The organism is Bradyrhizobium centrolobii (assembly GCF_001641635.1).
Taxonomy (GTDB): domain Bacteria; phylum Pseudomonadota; class Alphaproteobacteria; order Rhizobiales; family Xanthobacteraceae; genus Bradyrhizobium; species Bradyrhizobium centrolobii.
On the sequence record NZ_LUUB01000106.1, the window covers coordinates 13,772 to 29,414 of the forward strand.

At 59.9% G+C, this 15,643-nt stretch carries 17 protein-coding genes and 1 pseudogene; 11 read left to right on the forward strand and 7 right to left on the reverse strand.

Features of this window, described 5'->3' with window-relative positions:
- Positions 1–336 precede the first annotated feature (336 nt).
- Positions 337–1,203, reverse strand: coding sequence for an alpha/beta fold hydrolase (locus AYJ54_RS38090; RefSeq protein ID WP_063707432.1), 867 nt, complete (start codon positions 1,201–1,203; stop codon positions 337–339).
- Between the two features lie 403 nt (positions 1,204–1,606).
- Positions 1,607–2,557, reverse strand: coding sequence for an alpha/beta fold hydrolase (locus AYJ54_RS38095; RefSeq protein WP_063707438.1), 951 nt, complete (start codon positions 2,555–2,557; stop codon positions 1,607–1,609).
- A 111-nt stretch (positions 2,558–2,668) separates the two neighbouring features.
- Here AYJ54_RS38095 and AYJ54_RS38100 point away from each other — a divergent pair, with 111 nt between their 5' ends.
- Positions 2,669–3,310, forward strand: coding sequence for a TetR/AcrR family transcriptional regulator (locus AYJ54_RS38100; RefSeq protein WP_347337244.1), 642 nt, complete (start codon positions 2,669–2,671; stop codon positions 3,308–3,310).
- A gap of 354 nt (positions 3,311–3,664) precedes the next feature.
- Positions 3,665–4,546, forward strand: coding sequence for an SDR family oxidoreductase (locus AYJ54_RS38105; RefSeq protein WP_430641459.1), 882 nt, complete (start codon positions 3,665–3,667; stop codon positions 4,544–4,546).
- 71 nt (positions 4,547–4,617) lie between these two features.
- Here the strand turns inward: AYJ54_RS38105 and AYJ54_RS38110 are convergent, their stop codons facing one another.
- From AYJ54_RS38110 to AYJ54_RS38125, 3 genes and pseudogenes are all read right to left on the reverse strand, one after another.
- Positions 4,618–4,953: a GYD domain-containing protein gene (locus tag AYJ54_RS38110; protein ID WP_063707808.1), complete on the reverse strand. Its 336-nt coding sequence runs from the start codon at positions 4,951–4,953 to the stop codon at positions 4,618–4,620.
- A gap of 1,063 nt (positions 4,954–6,016) precedes the next feature.
- Positions 6,017–6,517, reverse strand: a complete 501-nt coding sequence (locus tag AYJ54_RS38120) for a GNAT family N-acetyltransferase (protein ID WP_245329232.1) — start codon at positions 6,515–6,517, stop codon at positions 6,017–6,019.
- 15 nt (positions 6,518–6,532) lie between these two features.
- A pseudogene (locus tag AYJ54_RS38125) lies at positions 6,533–7,195 on the reverse strand (SOS response-associated peptidase).
- Between the two features lie 144 nt (positions 7,196–7,339).
- Between AYJ54_RS38125 and AYJ54_RS38130 the strand changes: the two are divergent.
- Positions 7,340–7,597, forward strand: a complete 258-nt coding sequence (locus AYJ54_RS38130; protein ID WP_063707810.1) for a hypothetical protein — start codon at positions 7,340–7,342, stop codon at positions 7,595–7,597.
- 372 nt (positions 7,598–7,969) lie between these two features.
- Positions 7,970–8,221, forward strand: coding sequence for a hypothetical protein (locus AYJ54_RS38135; RefSeq protein ID WP_063707445.1), 252 nt, complete (start codon positions 7,970–7,972; stop codon positions 8,219–8,221).
- A 126-nt stretch (positions 8,222–8,347) separates the two neighbouring features.
- Here the strand turns inward: AYJ54_RS38135 and AYJ54_RS38140 are convergent, their stop codons facing one another.
- The gene (locus AYJ54_RS38140) at positions 8,348–9,292 is read right to left on the reverse strand and encodes a S1/P1 nuclease (protein WP_063707447.1); all 945 of its coding nucleotides are present in this window, start codon (positions 9,290–9,292) and stop codon (positions 8,348–8,350) included.
- A gap of 321 nt (positions 9,293–9,613) precedes the next feature.
- Between AYJ54_RS38140 and AYJ54_RS38145 the strand changes: the two genes are divergently transcribed.
- The 7 genes from AYJ54_RS38145 (at position 9,614) to AYJ54_RS38175 (ending at position 14,632) form a co-directional block, all read left to right on the forward strand.
- Positions 9,614–9,919, forward strand: a complete 306-nt coding sequence (locus AYJ54_RS38145; protein ID WP_063707449.1) for a hypothetical protein — start codon at positions 9,614–9,616, stop codon at positions 9,917–9,919.
- Between the two features lie 369 nt (positions 9,920–10,288).
- Positions 10,289–10,498, forward strand: coding sequence for a hypothetical protein (locus AYJ54_RS38150; protein WP_136624219.1), 210 nt, complete (start codon positions 10,289–10,291; stop codon positions 10,496–10,498).
- Positions 10,499–10,500: 2 nt separating this feature from the next.
- Positions 10,501–10,797 (forward strand): hypothetical protein, encoded by a 297-nt coding sequence (locus AYJ54_RS38155; protein WP_063707451.1) that lies wholly within the window; start codon positions 10,501–10,503, stop codon positions 10,795–10,797.
- Between the two features lie 78 nt (positions 10,798–10,875).
- Positions 10,876–11,130, forward strand: coding sequence for a GNAT family N-acetyltransferase (locus AYJ54_RS38160; RefSeq protein WP_347337245.1), 255 nt, complete (start codon positions 10,876–10,878; stop codon positions 11,128–11,130).
- A 322-nt stretch (positions 11,131–11,452) separates the two neighbouring features.
- The gene (locus AYJ54_RS38165) at positions 11,453–12,721 is read left to right on the forward strand and encodes a CaiB/BaiF CoA transferase family protein (RefSeq protein ID WP_063707453.1); all 1,269 of its coding nucleotides are present in this window, start codon (positions 11,453–11,455) and stop codon (positions 12,719–12,721) included.
- A 108-nt stretch (positions 12,722–12,829) separates the two neighbouring features.
- Positions 12,830–14,059, forward strand: a complete 1,230-nt coding sequence (locus AYJ54_RS38170; RefSeq protein WP_063707454.1) for an acyl-CoA dehydrogenase family protein — start codon at positions 12,830–12,832, stop codon at positions 14,057–14,059.
- 9 nt (positions 14,060–14,068) lie between these two features.
- Positions 14,069–14,632 (forward strand): flavin reductase family protein, encoded by a 564-nt coding sequence (locus AYJ54_RS38175; RefSeq protein ID WP_063707456.1) that lies wholly within the window; start codon positions 14,069–14,071, stop codon positions 14,630–14,632.
- A gap of 11 nt (positions 14,633–14,643) precedes the next feature.
- On the opposite strand, the gene AYJ54_RS38180 is transcribed toward AYJ54_RS38175, so the two are convergent.
- Positions 14,644–15,552 (reverse strand): NAD(P)-dependent oxidoreductase, encoded by a 909-nt coding sequence (locus tag AYJ54_RS38180; protein ID WP_063707458.1) that lies wholly within the window; start codon positions 15,550–15,552, stop codon positions 14,644–14,646.
- Positions 15,553–15,643: the final 91 nt, after the last annotated feature.

Here is a 15,643-nt window from a genome sequence, read left to right on the forward strand (position 1 = left end):
ATCCACTGACCTGCCTATTCATTGAGAAACTCGAGCGTGACTCCGTCGGGCCCTCTCACGTAGGTCAGGCGAAGTTCCTTGCGCTCGCCGGACTCAACGGTTTGAACGGTCTCTGACCGGCAGCCGTCCAAAGGGTGCGATACGTGCGAGCAGCGCATCAATGTTCTCGACATAGAAGGCCACATGGACGGAGCCAACGTCCGATGACCTTGAGGGACGAGACCGTGAATCCGGTATGGTCTATGCTCTTGATCCTGAATGTCCGATTGCTCGCCGAGGGGGCTGACCTCGCGCAATCAGGACATCGAGGTTCGGCAGCCTGCGCCGTCATGGCGATCAGCTATATCGCGGCCAAAACTCATTCAGCCGGCCGACGATAAAATCCGGATTCTCTTCAAAGACCCAATGTCCGCATTGCTCGATCACGCCGCCTTCTGCGCTGCTGGCAATCGCCTTGGCGCAATCGAAGCAATGATCACCAAACGATCTCCGACCAGCCCAGGCCAGCATCGGCACGGCAAGCTTGTTGCGGGTCAGTTCCTTCGTCTGTTCGGCCATCTGCGGGATGTAGCCGTAGTGATTGAGGCTTGCTCGAAGATTGCCCGGCTGCCGCATTTGCATGACATAGAACTGCACATCGTCTTCGGAGAATGCATTGGGGTTGTAGGCAAAGTCGCGGAAAAAATGCCGTAGATATTGGTCTTCGCGACCTTCGACCAGGAACCTCGTAATGTCCATGTTCATGTGCATGCCGAGGTGCCAGTACGTCACGCGCGGATCCACATAGCCGGGGAAGCTCAGTCCGAAGAATGGGGTTTCTATTGTAGCAAGGGATAGAGCCCGGTTTGACGCCAGGTACGCCAGCGCCACGGATGGTGGGCCGCCCAGATCATGGCTGAGGATGTGAAATCGGTCCACGTTCTCCGCATTTAGCAGACCGATCATGTCTTCTGCGATGGTTTTTGGTTCATACCCGTCAAAGGGCTTGTCGCTGTCGCCGTAGCCTCGAAGATCCGGAGCGATAAACGCAAATCTGTCACCAAGTCGCTCAATGATCGGAAGGAACTCACGGTGGTTCTGCGGCCAACCGTGCATGCACAGAACGGCAGGACCGCGACCTGCCGTGACGTAATGAAGCGTAACGCCATTTGTTTTGACACGCTTGTGGGTCAATTCGACGGATCTCTTGTTAGATTCTTGCATTTTCTAACCTCGTCGTTGGACTTGCTTCAGGATAGCGAAACAACGAATCTGGTGGTGCCGATCGCAAAGGTCGCAACGGCGAGAGCATAAAGAGCAGGCGGCACTACGCTTGTCCTCATGCGAGTGCGGGCGCGTGAAAAGCTCGTCTTCCTCGATCGGACCATCGGAGAATCCCGGGGGCAGCGATCATTCAATGGCATCGCAGAACGCGATGCCATTGTCCAACGCTATCAGCCCCAGGGGTAACGCTTTCGAGCTGGCGCGCCATAAGCGCCTTGGAGTTAGTGCTCCATATACAGCTCTCCAATTCTAGCTGGTCCTTATCGGGGATATTTCGAGATTGCACTTAATTCAGAGATCGCACTTTCAAATCGCTTGAGCATCGCAGCACTGGTTCGCTTCCTCATTTGCGATCGATAAACGGGATAATAATCCCGATGGCCTGCTGGGGTTCCTCCTCCATAATCCAGTGCCCAGAATTGGTTATGACAGCACCCTGGACGTTGCTCGCGACATAGTCGAGTTCGGAGCGCATGGATGCGCCAAACGAGTCCTCGCCGCCAATAGCCAATACGGGCATCGGCAGTTTCCCTACCCTCGTGAACAGCGCCTTGTTGTCCTCTCCGTCTTGGGTAAAGGCCGCAAACTGTCCGCTGAAGGCATCGTGGATCGCGCCCGTGCGGGCATAGAGCGCCGCATAATGGTCGCGGGTTTGTTCGTCGATCGCGGCGGGGTTGGCAGACAGATCATTGTAAAAGCGATCGAGCAGGATGCGTTCGCGTCCGGCGACCAGACGCTCGGTGTCGCGCCCACGGAAATTGAAGTGCCACAGTTTGGGATTGGTCAATTGCGCATACCAGGTGCCGAGCCCGGGCAAGGGCGCGTCCATGGCAACCCATTTGGTGATGCGGTCGGGATACTGGGCTGCAAGCGCATAGCCAACCATGTTGCCGATGTCATGGGTGACGAGCGCTACCTTTTGAACCTTCAGCTCGTCGAGAATGGCGGCGATATCACGCGCCTGGGCGACTTTTTCATATCCACCTTCAGGGTGCGACGACAGGCCCATGCCACGCAGATCGGGAATGATCACCGTGTGATCCTTGACGAGAGGGTCTGCCAGCGGCTGCCACATATCACCTGTGTCTCCGAATCCGTGCAGAAGCAGAACAGCCGGCCCTTGTCCCCCAATGCGGACGTATTGGGTGCCTCCAGTAACCTGCATCTGTTGCGTGCGAAAACTCGAGGGGAATGGCTTGACCTCGGCGGTCGCCACGTTGCCTGCAAAGAGCGACAGGCTGAGAACTGCAACGCAAAGAAGCACAGAGGAGATCTGATGGAAAGAACGCGGCACGAATGGCTCTCAAATCCCAGGGATATGCGACATGGTGGCTTCCGCTTTTCTGGCGTTGATGTTTAGCCACGATATTCTATACTGATTGGTATATATCCTCACAAGGGACCTGTGAAGGTCAAATCAAATACTTGCTGGCGGGTCTGGAAAGACAATCGGATGGCGAATGGTCGGCCGCGAGAATTCGACGTTGAATTAGCTCTTGATCGTGCAATGGAATTGTTCTGGCGAAAGGGCTACGAGGGGACGTCACTCTCCGATTTGACTGAAACTCTGGGCATTACGCGCCCGAGCCTCTACGCCGCCTTCGGCAACAAGGAGGTGTTGTTCCGAACCGTACTCAAGCGCTACGAAGCGAACGTCGTAACGTACAGACGAAAGGCGCTGAATGCCCACTCAGCGTACGCCGTCGCGCGAGAGCTGTTGGAAGGTGCGGCGAATCTCTTCGGAGATGAGAGCAAGCCGGCCGGTTGCCTTGGAGTCCAGGGCGCATTGGCTTGCGGAGAGGACGCCGAGCCGGTCCGTCAGGAGTTGGTCGCGAATCGAAGCGCGGGAGAGCGTGCACTCCGGCAGCGCCTCAAGCGCGCAAAGACCGAGGGGGATCTGCCTGCGGATAGCAATCCGGCAAGTCTCGCTCGCTTCCTGTCGGCTGTTGTCTATGGAATGGCCGTTCTGTCCGCAGGCGGCGCAAGCCACAAGGAGCTGCTTCAGGTCACCGAGCTGGCACTGCGAATTTGGTCGCAAGAGAGTTGAGCAGTCTGCTTCAGTCCGCCGTATCCACTGTTCGCCCAGGGCGCGACATACCGCGAGCCTGACCAATGTCCGCGCTTCACCCAAGGCAGACACCATCCGGCTAGGCAATTGCGGCGTCGGACCATCGGGGACTTCGAGCGATATCCCAACTTCCAACTTGGCGATGGGCAAGTGTGGCCAGTCGGGTCCGGCCGAGGTTGAGCTGAACTGGAAAGCTGCCTCCGCTAACGGCATTCACACGGCCGAGGCGGCCTGAGCACACCGCAGAATCCGCAACAGAGAACGAGGGAATTGCCATATGCTTGCGGCGCCTCACGTTCGTTGGCGGACTTTTCCTGAAGGCTTCAATGATATTTGGCCAAGGAGGCTGATATGGCCGTTGTCGTCGTTACCGGGACAAGCACTGGAATTGGACTTGCGACCGCGGTCACTCTGGCGCGCGGCGGACACGTCGTCTTTGCGGGGATGCGAAATCTGGACAAGGGCGGAGAGCTTCGGGAGGTGGCCGCAAAGGAGAACCTTCCAATCACGCTCGTGAAGCTCGACATCGACAGCGACAAATCGGTCGATGAGGCCTTCCGCCGGATCTTGAAGGAGGTGGGTCACATCGATGCATTGGTCAACAACGCGGGAATTCCGGGACGGGGTTATGTCGAGGAAACGCCGATCGCCTTCTTCCGGCAAGTCATGGAGACGAACTTCTTCGGCAGCCTGCGCTGCATCCAGGCTGTCTTGCCGTCCATGCGCGAAAGGAAAAGCGGCTGCATTGTCAACATCACCTCGGTTGCACGCCAGTTCGGAATGCCGCCCCAGGCACCCTACGCGGCATCGAAATGGGCCTTCGAAGGACTGAGCGAGTGCCTTGCGCAGGAGCTCAGTCCATTCAATGTCCGGGTTGCCATCGTGGAGCCGGGCGTGATTGCGACACCGATGACCACGACGCCCAGGCCAGTGCCGCCTCCGAGTCCGTATTCCATGCATGGGCGACGGATGGCGGCCTATTTCATGGCTTCGCTCGGCAGACCGACGTCGCCGTTCGATGTGGCCAGGACGATCCAGGACATCGTGGATGGCAAGAGCACGAAGCTCCGAAACCCGGCCGGCGCCGACGGCGCGACGCTGATCAATTGGCGCAAGAGCAAGACCGACGAGGAGTGGGTTCATCTCGGTGCCGCATCCGATGCCGAGTGGCTTGCGGACGCGGCGAAATATTCCGGACTCGATATCAAGCTCTAGGCGCATCCAGCGAGGCCGCCGCTCACGCCGATCAAGGGGCGGCCTCGCATCTTGCTAGCGCGGTTGAGGGATCAGCTGCCGGGCGGGCTATAGGACGAGCGCAGCTTGGCCGCATTCTGCCGCACCTGCTTGATCTCGTCCTGCGTGAACAGGCGTGTCAATTTCACGTTCTGAAGCGTGCCCGCGGTGACGGTGAGGCCAGAGATGGCCGGAGCCATGCTGGGATCAGGCACGTCGAAAATCACCAGAACCCCTGGACCGTCGGCGGCAACGCTGTACATCGAGATCAGCTTTCCGCCGGCCGCCTCGATGAGTTTTCTCGCCGCTTCCTGGCGATCGGTCGTCGGGTTTTCCAATATGGCATTGAGAGCACGTGACGTGTATTGCCCTGTGAGACAAAAATGCATGGCGTTCATCCTTCTGTGGTGATGCCCACTAATGTTCGCGCCGTTCCGAGCAGGTCGTCACGGCGGCAGTTTCTGAAAATGATTTGAGTACAATGCCCGCCGTGGGCACAAACGCCGCAGTAATCGACGAGACCTCGGCACACCTCGTGTAGCGGTTCGCTTGCAGGATACATTAGCCACCGCGCGCGCAAAAGACGATTTGAGATGTTTGCATCGCGCGGCTCGTGAGCCGAACTGTCGCACCGCTGCTGAATGCGCAGCGACAGATACCGCTGTGATGATCGCAGCGATGGCAGCGAAGTACCGCCGGCGAGCGCTCCGCGCAGAGAGATTTCATTCCGCCGAATCCCGCACGCTGTCGTCCGGATGAGGTTTGACACGTCGGGCAAAACACCGGCAGGGTGGCATCATCGGAGTGTTCGCATCAGGCTCGCGCCGGCGGCGGGCTCTGTCCTGACGTTGAATTTGAATCTGCGCCATCTGAAGTTGCTTGCATGCGGCGGAGCCAGGCGTAAGATTCGGGTGATTTGCAAAAAGTGGAGGTCAGCTTGGAAGCCGTCCTCGTTTTCAGAATCACCATTGTCGGTCTGGGCGTCTTTTCGACAGTCCTTGCTTATATGCTGATAAGCGCATGAAGAAGGGGCCGCCCGCTTGGCGGCCTCTTTCATGTTTGGCGCCGCCCAACGGGGAAGCCGATCTCAACACCGGCTTCGAGGTGACGTATGGCCTTTGTTCCGATCGTGCGCGCGATGAGAAGTGGCGCGCGCGAAGCGGCCCCAATGCCTGCGGTATCCTGTGAGGGGATGCGAGTGCGGGAAGGTCACTGCCGCTGTCTGATTCCGGCAGGCGGTCGCAGAATCGATGCTGTGCGAACACTATAATTGAAGGGAGGAACTGAAAGGGGCCGCCTTTTGGGCGGCCCCTTGCCGGTTGAAATGCGCTATTCGGGATGAAATCCAGCCCCGGCAACACCAGCTTAGGCCCTTCTGCGGGATGGGGAATTCCGGAAAACTACTGTGCGAAGCACTGACCTAATTTAACCCTAACGCACCCGGCGACAGGCTCAGGAAGACAATTCCAGGTGGAGGAATTGATTGAAAGCACTCGGTTGGTAGTCGGCGAAGGCCTCGCCATTTTTGAAGCCGTACTTCAGATACAGCGCCAGCGCCGGTTCGAACGCAGGGCCGCTTCCGGTCTCGAGGCTCAGGCGAGCGAGCCCGCGCGCCCTGGCTTCAGTCGCGATGTGGTCCAGCAGCAGCGCCGCGATGCCCCTGCGCAGATGATCGGGATGAGTGCGCATCGACTTCACTTCGCCGCAGCGATTGCCAAGCTCCTTCAGCGCGCCGATGCCGACCACATCGTCGCCGTCCCGGACGGACCAGACGGTGACGCGTGGTGCCTGCAGTCCCGACAGGTCGAGCGCAAAGACGCTTCCCGGCGGCGAGTTCGCGTGCATGCCGGCGAGGTGCAGCGCAAGCAGACGCCGCGTCGCTTCACTGGTGAGATCGTCTTCGTGGATTTCGAACATCGGCTTGTTGCCATCCTCGTTTGCGCGAAGGGGCATGAACAGACCAATCTTTCATGCTGCCGCCAGCTTATCTTCCTTATCGCCCCCTCGCGCCACGATTTTAAGCCGCTTCATCCGGCAGCGGGCGTTGAAGCGCCTTGGCTTCATTCCACGGCGCTCGCAGCCACACGTCCCGTTCTTCAAGGGGGGAGGATCACGGGCATGGCCTTGGGTGAATCGGTTCTATGACGGCATTTGGCGTCGTGGTCAGAAAGCCATAGACCTGATGCGATCCGGGGATCGGCTTTGACTTCGTCCCGCGATCACCGTTGAAGGTGGTCCAGATGCCGGCGAACGCGAAGAGCGGCCGCGCTTCTGCGAGTGCGAACCACACGACGTCTTTCTTCTTTGTCTCCGGGTTAGGCTCTGGTGCGTACTCGGCAAAGCTATTGACCGGCACAAGGCAGCGGTGCTCCGGATTCAGCCAGGCGCGCCAGTGCGGCGACGAGGTGTGTTGCGGATGTTCGTCACAGGCGGACCGCCCGTCCGTGGTGGCGGCGGCATCCCCCATCGCATCGTCACCATCTCGCGTTCGCCGTTGCCTGCATCCCAAATGACGGGCGCGGGGTAATCCGGAAACACGCCCGGCATCGGCGGCAAGTTGCCTTCGTAGCGACGGACCACGCGGAAGAGATCGGCGATAGCTGCCTGATTGGTGGTGATCGAATAGAGAATGCGATTGCCTCTCAGTGAGCACGAGAATGATAGGCGCCCGTCGGGAACTGGCCCCGCTCGGTAGCTTGGCGAACTTATCCCTTGGTCTCCTTGACTCATTGTTTACGTTTTGTTCTTATCGGCCATCCGTGAGTGGAGATGGCCATGGACAATCGCATCAACGAAATCCGACGAATTATCAGGGCGTTACGAGAGAGCATGCTTGAGGCTGAGGCCATCATGTGTGACCAGATCAACAGGGATAAGGATTGCACCTTCGTGGCGGAAGAGATCATGAAGATGCGCACAGTTATGAGTGTTCTCGTCCAGGAGCGCATAACGCTCGGAGATAGCGACCCCATCCTCGTCAAAAGCCTCTTCATTCCGAGCCGACCGCCTGAAGCCCGTCGCTCGGCCGGTTAAGCGCAAGGTCGCGGGGAGGCAGTAATGGTGAAGGAGGGCCGAAGTATTTCGCTGACACTGACGACCACCCCGAATTCATCAAGGCCTTGAACAAGGTTAGACGCCTGTCTTGCCAAGAGGGCTGGTGTCGGATGCACATCGAAGCGATCCAGGTTGCGATCGACTCCAGAGGCTGCGTACGGCAACCGGGAGTTCTTCCTCAACAAGCCACACAGTATCGGTAGTTAAGATGCGCGGCCATAGCAGGAAACGTCGGCGGGCGACGTAAGCGCCGTGCAACATCTGAGCGGAATTTGAAAGGTGGAACGAAAGCTGAGCCGCAAAGGAACGCGGACGTGGGAACGAAGTTTTCTCCGCCAGGAGGAATCGCCCATGAAAGCAGCGACACTCACTTTAGCAATCCTGCTGGCCCTTCCGACCGGCTATGCGTCGGCCCATAGCTTCAAGCGCCATCACCATCATGGTTGGTTCAATTCGATCAACATGATGCGCGGCCCCGGACGGACTGCGGCTCGAACCGATCCGAATGGAACGGCGGGCGGCCCCACAAGCGTCAGCGGCACCGCCTCGTCGAAGTTCGGTGGGCAAATTCCGGGCGCCAGCGGAGCGGCGCGGCAACCCTAGGTCTTGAGAAAGCCCAGCCCATCGGGTTGGCCTTCTTGTTTGACACGTCGGGCAAAACACCGGCAGGGTGCCATCATCGAGTGTTGTTTCGCCCGGGCGATGGGAGCGCGGGCGAGTATACGCCAGCTATTTCAGGGCATCGTTGATCAGCTTGGCAAGCCTTGCGGCAGCAAGCGCCGCTTGACTGCGAGCGATATTGCGAGCGTTTGTCTCATAGTCGCGAGACAGAAGCACTGCGTTATCTGCCGAACTGACAGGGGATGCATAGGCGTATTGCTTCGCAAGCTCGAAGCTCTCGTCAATCCAAGCCTGCGGATCAGCAATTTGAGCGCTCGTCTGATTAACCGAGAGGCTCGACAGACCGCCCTTCGCGTCGGCATCGAACACCGCGCCATAGGGCGAGACATATCCACCGAACACACTGTCCCAATATGCGTGGAGCGCAATCGTCTCTCCAGTGGCGGGAATCACAAGTTCAGCATTGCCCCCGGAATCGCCGTCTGGAATCTGCTTCGTAAAGCGGCCGACGGCATGAAGCGGCTGATGAGCGTCTCCAACCAGGTGGAGAATCCAAACAAGGTCATAGGAACGAATATCGTCTGACGCGCCAGACGACTCCGGCAAGGCCGCAATCATCAGCTTGAGCTGGGTGACGATATCTACAGGATTGACTGGTGGCAGCGGCGTGGCGTCGGGCGAGAAGTTGGTGTCCTTGAAGTGCCAATAGGCATGTTGATAGTGGTCGTTATAGCCGATGTTTTGCCCTGCAGTCGCGCCGTCCGCCTTATCTCGCGTGTAATGGTAGGGCTCAGTCTTGATGTCATCTGCCCAGCTGGCCGCATGCACGAAAGCAAACATCTTGGCGGTCCGATCGTCGGGCGCCTCGGCCGTCCATTTGGCGTAGTCCTTATTAAGCCGAAGCAGCGCATCGACCTTGTCCTTCACCGAGGCATCCAGGTGCTTATAGGCCACATAGGCGATCTGCATGTGGCCTGCGTCCCACCATGCCTGCGCCGGACGCGACAATCCGAAGACGACGAATATTGCAAGTAATTGCCAAAGACGGAGCATCCTGTTGCCTTCTCAATCGAGCCAGTTCTACGCTGGAAGCGTACAGCCAACACCAGCGTCGTGACGCCTCAATGACCGGTGAACAGGACGAAGGGTTGTCTCCGACCGACCGTGTTTGACACGTCGGGCAAAACACTGGCAGAGTGTCATCATCGAGACGAGTTCGTCAGGCCCGCGCGGAGCAATCCGCCGCGGGCTTTTTTGTCTCGGTGTATTTGCCTTATCGGAGATTTTTTAATGGAAACTTTGAGTGAATAGACTTTGCCGGCCGTTTCCGCTGCATCCGCTGCCAAGAAAGGCAGGTATGTCAGATTGCGGAACATGACTGAAATTCGCTCCGTGGCAAGGAAGCATACGAGCGCTGCGACGAATTTTCTCGTCGTCAATATGCACAGCAAGAAGGCAACTGCATCGGTTCGCGTCGCGGCTGCCATCGCGATCCTAGATCGCGGGTGGGGCAAGCCCGCGCAACCGATTGAGAACGGCAACGGACCGTTGCAAATGATCCACCGCATCGAACGCGTGATCGTGCATCCGAAAGCGCCCGACGGCGATCACGTCGCGCCGTTGCAGGACCTCCATCCAAAAAGCCTCGGAAGCGAAACTGCTGATCCGTTGATCACATAGACAGCCGGCGAGGAACGATCGCCAAGACAAGGTTTGACACGTCGGGCAAAACACCGGCAGAGTGACATCATCGAGACGAGTTCGTCAGGCCCGCGCGGAACAATCCGCTGCGGGTTTTTTCGTCTCAATGCCCGGGATCGGACGGCGGCGCATTACGGCCACGCACTCGCAGACAAACGCGTTCATTGAGCGCCGATCGGCGCGCCGCCGTCCGAACCATTGCTGGCCGTGCACGCGCGAACGTGCCGGCCCGCGGCGCGAGTCCATCGCTCGCGCCGCTGCGGTCTCCGGACCCGGAGATAGGGTTCACGCCCGAAACGATCGCGCCTCGTCACGCGATCTGCCGCGCATTTTTCCTCTCATGGAGACGTGGTCGCGGAGATTGGACATTGGTGCGAGCCTGACAAGCTGATGGGTTACTGCGTCGCGCTTTATTTCGTGAAGCTCTTGGTTTTCGATAAAGTTTCGCGCCTCGGTTCGACGGATCCCCTGGCGGGATTTGCCGCGGTCACGGCCAATCTCGTGGTCGCCTTTTATTTCGCCAAGCGCGGTTTCGAGAACGTGGCAAGGATCATCTAGCGGTGAAGATGCCAGACGATGAAATCAGGGCGATTGTCGCGGAGGCACTGGCCGAGCAGCACAGGCTTCAGCAGGAGAGCATCGACACCATCCTGAAAGCAGTGGCGTCGGTGCTGGCCTCCTTCGGAATCGAAAACGATGACCGAAAAGAGCTTAGGGCAGACTTCCAACACCTCCGGCGCTGGCGGAAGAGCGTCGAACAGGCCCAGAGCTACACATTCAAGGCGCTGATCACTGTCATCGTCACCGGCCTTGCGGGCGCGGTCTGGTTCGGCGTCAAGGCGGTGTTGGGCAAGTGAACCGCAGCGGCGACGGGGCGCCGCCACTGCCGATCCCACTGTTTGCCTTCAACGGACTCGCAAAAAACGGACCTGCCCATGTACGAAATTCGTACCGTCGACACGGGGGATGAGGACATTGCGGAGACCTTGACCGATCTGCATCGGCTGACGTTCTTCGACGGGGCTGCCATGCCGCGGTTCGATTTGGGGGCATGGTGGTTCGCATGTCGTGGCGATGAGGCGGTGGCTTTCGCCGGCGTCGCGCCTTCGACGCATGTGAGGAACAGCGGATACTTCTGTCGGGTCGGCGTATTACGCTCGCATTGGGGGCACGGCTCCAGCTCAGGCTGATGCGAGCCCTTGAGGCGAGGGGGCGACGTATCGGATGGGACAGATGCGCTCTATTGGCGAAAGTGGCTGAGATGAGCAGACGGTGGGGTCTTGTTTCCGTATCGCGGAAAGCCGGTCCGCTGTAGCCGGCGCGAACAACTCGTTGGCCTTGCGTGACTAAGGATTACCATCTTGAAGAGGCCCGACAGCTTGATGGCTGCCGGGCCTCTTTTGCGTTTTCAAACCGACCAAGCCGAGGCACTTGCGAAGTTGGCGACGCCGGGCTTTAAGTTTCCCATGCAAGAAATTCGGCGAGCACAAGCCGATGTAGGGAGCGCTGCCCATGTCCACCAAGCCTCAATTGCCGGAACGTTCACCGCGGGCGACGGGAGGGCCCAGCGCACTTGATGGCCTCCTGGTCGTGGATTTCACGCGGGTGGTTGCTGGTCCGGCCTGCACGCAGACGCTTGGGGACTTCGGAGCGAACGTCATCAAGATCGAAAATCCGGATGGCGGTGACGACACGCGTGCCTATGAGCACGCCGAAATCGGAGGCGAAAGCGCTGCCTATCTCAGCTTGAACCGCAACAAGCGCGGCATTGCGCTCGACTTTGGTGTGCCGGAGGCGCGCGAGGTCGCGCGGGATCTGATCCGCAAGGCGGATGTGGTCGTCGAGAATTTCTCGAGTGGGGTCATGAAGAAATTCGGCCTCGACTATGAGGCGGTGGCGCCGGCCAATCCCCGGCTGGTCTACTGCTCGATCTCGGCCTACGGACGCAGCGGACCGTTTGCCTCGCGTCCCGGTTTCGATCCCATCACCCAGGCAGAAAGCGGCTTCATGTCGCTCAACGGGTTCGCGGACGGCCCCGCGGTCCGCACCGGCCCGCCCATCGTCGACATGGCAACGGGCATGGCCGCATGCAATGCGATCCTGCTGGCCCTGCTGGCACGGGACCGGCTTGGCCGCGGGCAGCATGTCGAGGTTGCTCTGTTCGACATCGCGATGGCGATGACCGGCTTCTATGGCATGGCCTATCTGATCAACGGTCAGAACCCCGGACGGTTCGGCAACTCGCCGAGCGGATCTCCCACGGTCGGCGTCTATGAGGCATCGGACGGGCCGCTCTATATGGCCTGCGCCAACGATCGGCTCTATCGCCGGCTGGTGGTCGAGGTGCTGAACCGGTCTGATCTCATCACCGATCCGCAGTTCGCCACACGGAAGGCACGGTCAGAAAACAAGGAACTCCTGCGTGCGGCCATCGCGGAGGTCTTTGCAAGCGACAGCCTCGAGAACTGGATGGCGAAGATGAAGCTCGCCAACATTCCGGTCGGCTATCTCCGCACCGTCGAGGAGGGATTCAATGCGCCCGAGGCGCGCGAGCGCCAGCGCTTGAGCCGGATTCCGCATCGCACGGCAGAATGGGTGCCCAACATCGAGTCGCCGATCACGATGAGTGTGACCGGGGCGGTTGATCCCGTTGCCGCGCCGCTGTTGGGCGAGCATACTGAGAACGTCTTGCGGGAGACGCTTGGCTATGACGAGCGGCGGATCGGGGAGCTGGTCCAGAAGGGCGCTTTTGGTTCGCGCAAAGTCCCGACGTCGGTCTGAACAGCGCACTTGCCCTGATTGCAGGCAGTGGTTTGCGTAGCGTTAACCCTGCGTCAGCTTGATTTGGTGAGGTTCCCGCCGCATAAATATCTCGAAGCGAGGGACAAGATGGCGCCTGGTCAAAAGCCGAGCACGGGCCAGCCCGCGGGGCCGGATACCAACGAGCGCGCCTACGCGACAATGATCGCAAGCGCCCGGGCGCTCCTGCCGCAATTGCGCGAGCGCGCGGCCCGGACCGAAGAGCTGCGGCACCTGCCGCCGGAGACCGAGCAGGATCTGCACGAGGCCGGCCTGTTTCGGATGCTCCAGCCCAAGCGAGTCGGCGGCGCCGAGCTGGATTATGTTGCCCTGATCGACTGCGCCGACCTGCTCGGCCAGGCGGATGCATCCGTTGCCTGGAATCTTGGAAATCTGGCAAGCCACCACTGGATGCTCGGCATGTTCGAGCCGAAGGCGCAGGATCTGGTCTGGGGCAAGGATCCGGACACGCTGATTGCGTCGTCGTTCATCTTTCCCGCCGGCCGAGCCAGGAAGGTAGAAGGTGGATACCGGCTGCACGGAAGCTGGTCGTTCTCGTCGGGCGTTGCCTCCTCTGAATGGAACATGCTCGCAAGCATCGTCTCTTCCGACGATGAGGCGGACGGCATCGAATACCGGATCTTTCTGCTCCCCAAAGGCGACTACAGGGTTCTCGATACCTGGAATGTCGCCGGGCTGCGCGGAACCGGCTCATGCGACGTCGAAGTCAGGGACGCCTTCGTCGCCGAGCACATGACGGTCGCCGTCGGCGACCTCGCTGGCGGCCGCACGCCGGGAAGCAGGGTCAATCCCAATCCGCTGTACACGCTACCCGTGTTTTCGCTGTTTCCCTACGTCTTGTCCGGCGTCGCGCTTGGTAATGCGCAGGCATGTCTGGACGATTATGTCGAAGTCGTCCGGCATCGCATATCGACCTACAACCGCGCCAAGCTGAGCGACTTCCAAAGCACCCAGGTCAAGATCGCAGAAGCCTCGGCCAAGATCGACGCTGCGCGTCGGATCATGCGTTCGGCCTGTGTCGAGGCCATGGAGGATGCGCGGCGTGGCTCTATTCCCGACATGGCCGTCAAGACCAGGTATCGGCGCGACGGCGCCTTCTCGGTCAATCTGTGCACCGACGCGGTCTCGATGTTGTTTGCCGCGAGCGGAGCGCGCGGCTTGTTTACGACGGGAGTGCTGCAACGGCAGTTCCGTGATGCACACGCGATCAACTCGCATCTCGCGTTCAACTTCGATGCGGCCGGGACCAACTATGGACGCGTGGCGCTGGGCCTGCCGTCCGAGAATCTCACGTTGTGAGGCCGGTCGATGAATGATCTACCAAAGCATCCGGCCGTACCCGATCCCGCCAACGAATTTGCGAGCGACAACTCGCCGATCGATCCCCGCGATTTCCGCAATGCGCTCGGCACCTACGCAACGGGCGTGACGATTATCACGGCTGCAGCTCCGGACGGCAAACCCTATGGTTTGACGTGCAACTCGTTCGCCTCGGTCTCCCTGAATCCGCCTTTGGTTCTCTGGAGCCTCGTTGTCTATTCCTCGAGCCTGACCGTGTTTCAGAACGCCAGCCATTTCACCGTCAACGTGCTTGGCGCTTCGCAGCAGGCGCTTGCGAACAAATTCGCCAATTCCTCCGACGACAAGTTTACCGGCGTCGACTGGACCCCCGGGCTCGGCAATGCTCCGGTTCTCACCGAAAGCGTCGCCAATTTTCAATGCCGTTCCGTCAATCGGTACTATGGCGGCGATCACGTGATCTTTCTGGGCGCCGTCGAGGCCTACGCCTACAATTCGAAAGAGTCGCTGCTCTTTGCGCGAGGAACGTATGGCCGGTTCATCACCGACGATGAACGCAAAAAATCACCATGAGACACGTCGACTCAGCGATCCGCCGCCGAAAGCTTGTAGATCTCCAGGGCGTCCGCATCGGCGCCTCGTGCGGATTTAGCCAGCCTGAAAAGCTGACCTGCCAGCGTGGCCATCGGCACGGGCGTTGATGTTGCCTGGGCGACGTCGGCGATTGTGTCGAGATCCTTGAGCATCGTCGCGATGTGGCCGAGCGGCGGCGAGTGGATGCCCTGAACCATCCGCGGCACAAAGAGCTGAAGCGGAATCGAATCCGCAAAGCCGCCGGCGAGCGCCTCGGGCAACCGGCCGGCGTCGATTCCGGCGTTCACGGCAAGGCGCGTCGCCTCTGCAAGGACGGCCATCGCGCATCCGACGATCACCTGATTGCAGAGCTTCGTGGTCTGGCCCGCTCCCGTTGGGCCCATGTGGGTGAACCTGCGCGCCATCGCCAGCACGTAAGGCCGGACCCTCTCGATATCGCCGGCTTCTCCGCCGGCCATGATCGCAAGCGTTCCTTCCTCCGCGCCCTTGGTGCCGCCCGATACCGGCGCGTCGATCCAGCCCGCGCCGTTCGCAGCTTTCAGACGGCCGGCCAGGTCGCGTGCGGCATCCGGATGGATCGAGGAGAAATCGACCACGAGCTTGCCTGCGCCGGGTGCCGCTGCAAGTCCCTCAGGACCGAAGATCACCTCTTCCACGGCAGCGGCATCCGTCACGCACATGAAGACAATGTCCGAGCTCGCCAGGACGTCGTGCGGCGTGGTTGCGCTTCTGGCGCCGGCCTCGACGAGCGGGGTTACCTTGCCCTGCGAGCGGTTCCAGACGGTGACCTGATAACCGGCATCGAGCAGGCGCCGGGTCATGGGTGTCCCCATAAGACCGAGGCCGATATAGCCGAGCCTTTCGACGCTCTGCGGGTTTGCTCTGCTCGGTTCAGCCATTGGTTGCCTCCTTCTGTCGCAGCGCACTGCCGCGCGACCGCGGCGCTACCATACATCGCAGAGCTTGCGGGGAAATCGGGCCGGCGTGCAT

Excerpts from the sequence above, each read along its gene's own strand:
- AYJ54_RS38090 (WP_063707432.1), bottom strand. The coding sequence starts at position 1,203 with ATGCAAGAATCTAACAAGAGATCCGTCGAATTGACCCACAAGCGTGTC.
- AYJ54_RS38110 (WP_063707808.1), bottom strand. The coding sequence starts at position 4,953 with ATGCATTTTTGTCTCACAGGGCAATACACGTCACGTGCTCTCAATGCC.
- AYJ54_RS38120 (WP_245329232.1), bottom strand. The coding sequence starts at position 6,517 with ATGCCCCTTCGCGCAAACGAGGATGGCAACAAGCCGATGTTCGAAATC.
- AYJ54_RS38130 (WP_063707810.1), top strand. The coding sequence starts at position 7,340 with ATGGACAATCGCATCAACGAAATCCGACGAATTATCAGGGCGTTACGA.
- AYJ54_RS38135 (WP_063707445.1), top strand. The coding sequence starts at position 7,970 with ATGAAAGCAGCGACACTCACTTTAGCAATCCTGCTGGCCCTTCCGACC.
- AYJ54_RS38140 (WP_063707447.1), bottom strand. The coding sequence starts at position 9,292 with ATGCTCCGTCTTTGGCAATTACTTGCAATATTCGTCGTCTTCGGATTG.
- AYJ54_RS38145 (WP_063707449.1), top strand. The coding sequence starts at position 9,614 with ATGACTGAAATTCGCTCCGTGGCAAGGAAGCATACGAGCGCTGCGACG.
- AYJ54_RS38160 (WP_347337245.1), top strand. The coding sequence starts at position 10,876 with ATGTACGAAATTCGTACCGTCGACACGGGGGATGAGGACATTGCGGAG.
- AYJ54_RS38165 (WP_063707453.1), top strand. The coding sequence starts at position 11,453 with ATGTCCACCAAGCCTCAATTGCCGGAACGTTCACCGCGGGCGACGGGA.
- AYJ54_RS38170 (WP_063707454.1), top strand. The coding sequence starts at position 12,830 with ATGGCGCCTGGTCAAAAGCCGAGCACGGGCCAGCCCGCGGGGCCGGAT.
- AYJ54_RS38175 (WP_063707456.1), top strand. The coding sequence starts at position 14,069 with ATGAATGATCTACCAAAGCATCCGGCCGTACCCGATCCCGCCAACGAA.
- AYJ54_RS38180 (WP_063707458.1), bottom strand. The coding sequence starts at position 15,552 with ATGGCTGAACCGAGCAGAGCAAACCCGCAGAGCGTCGAAAGGCTCGGC.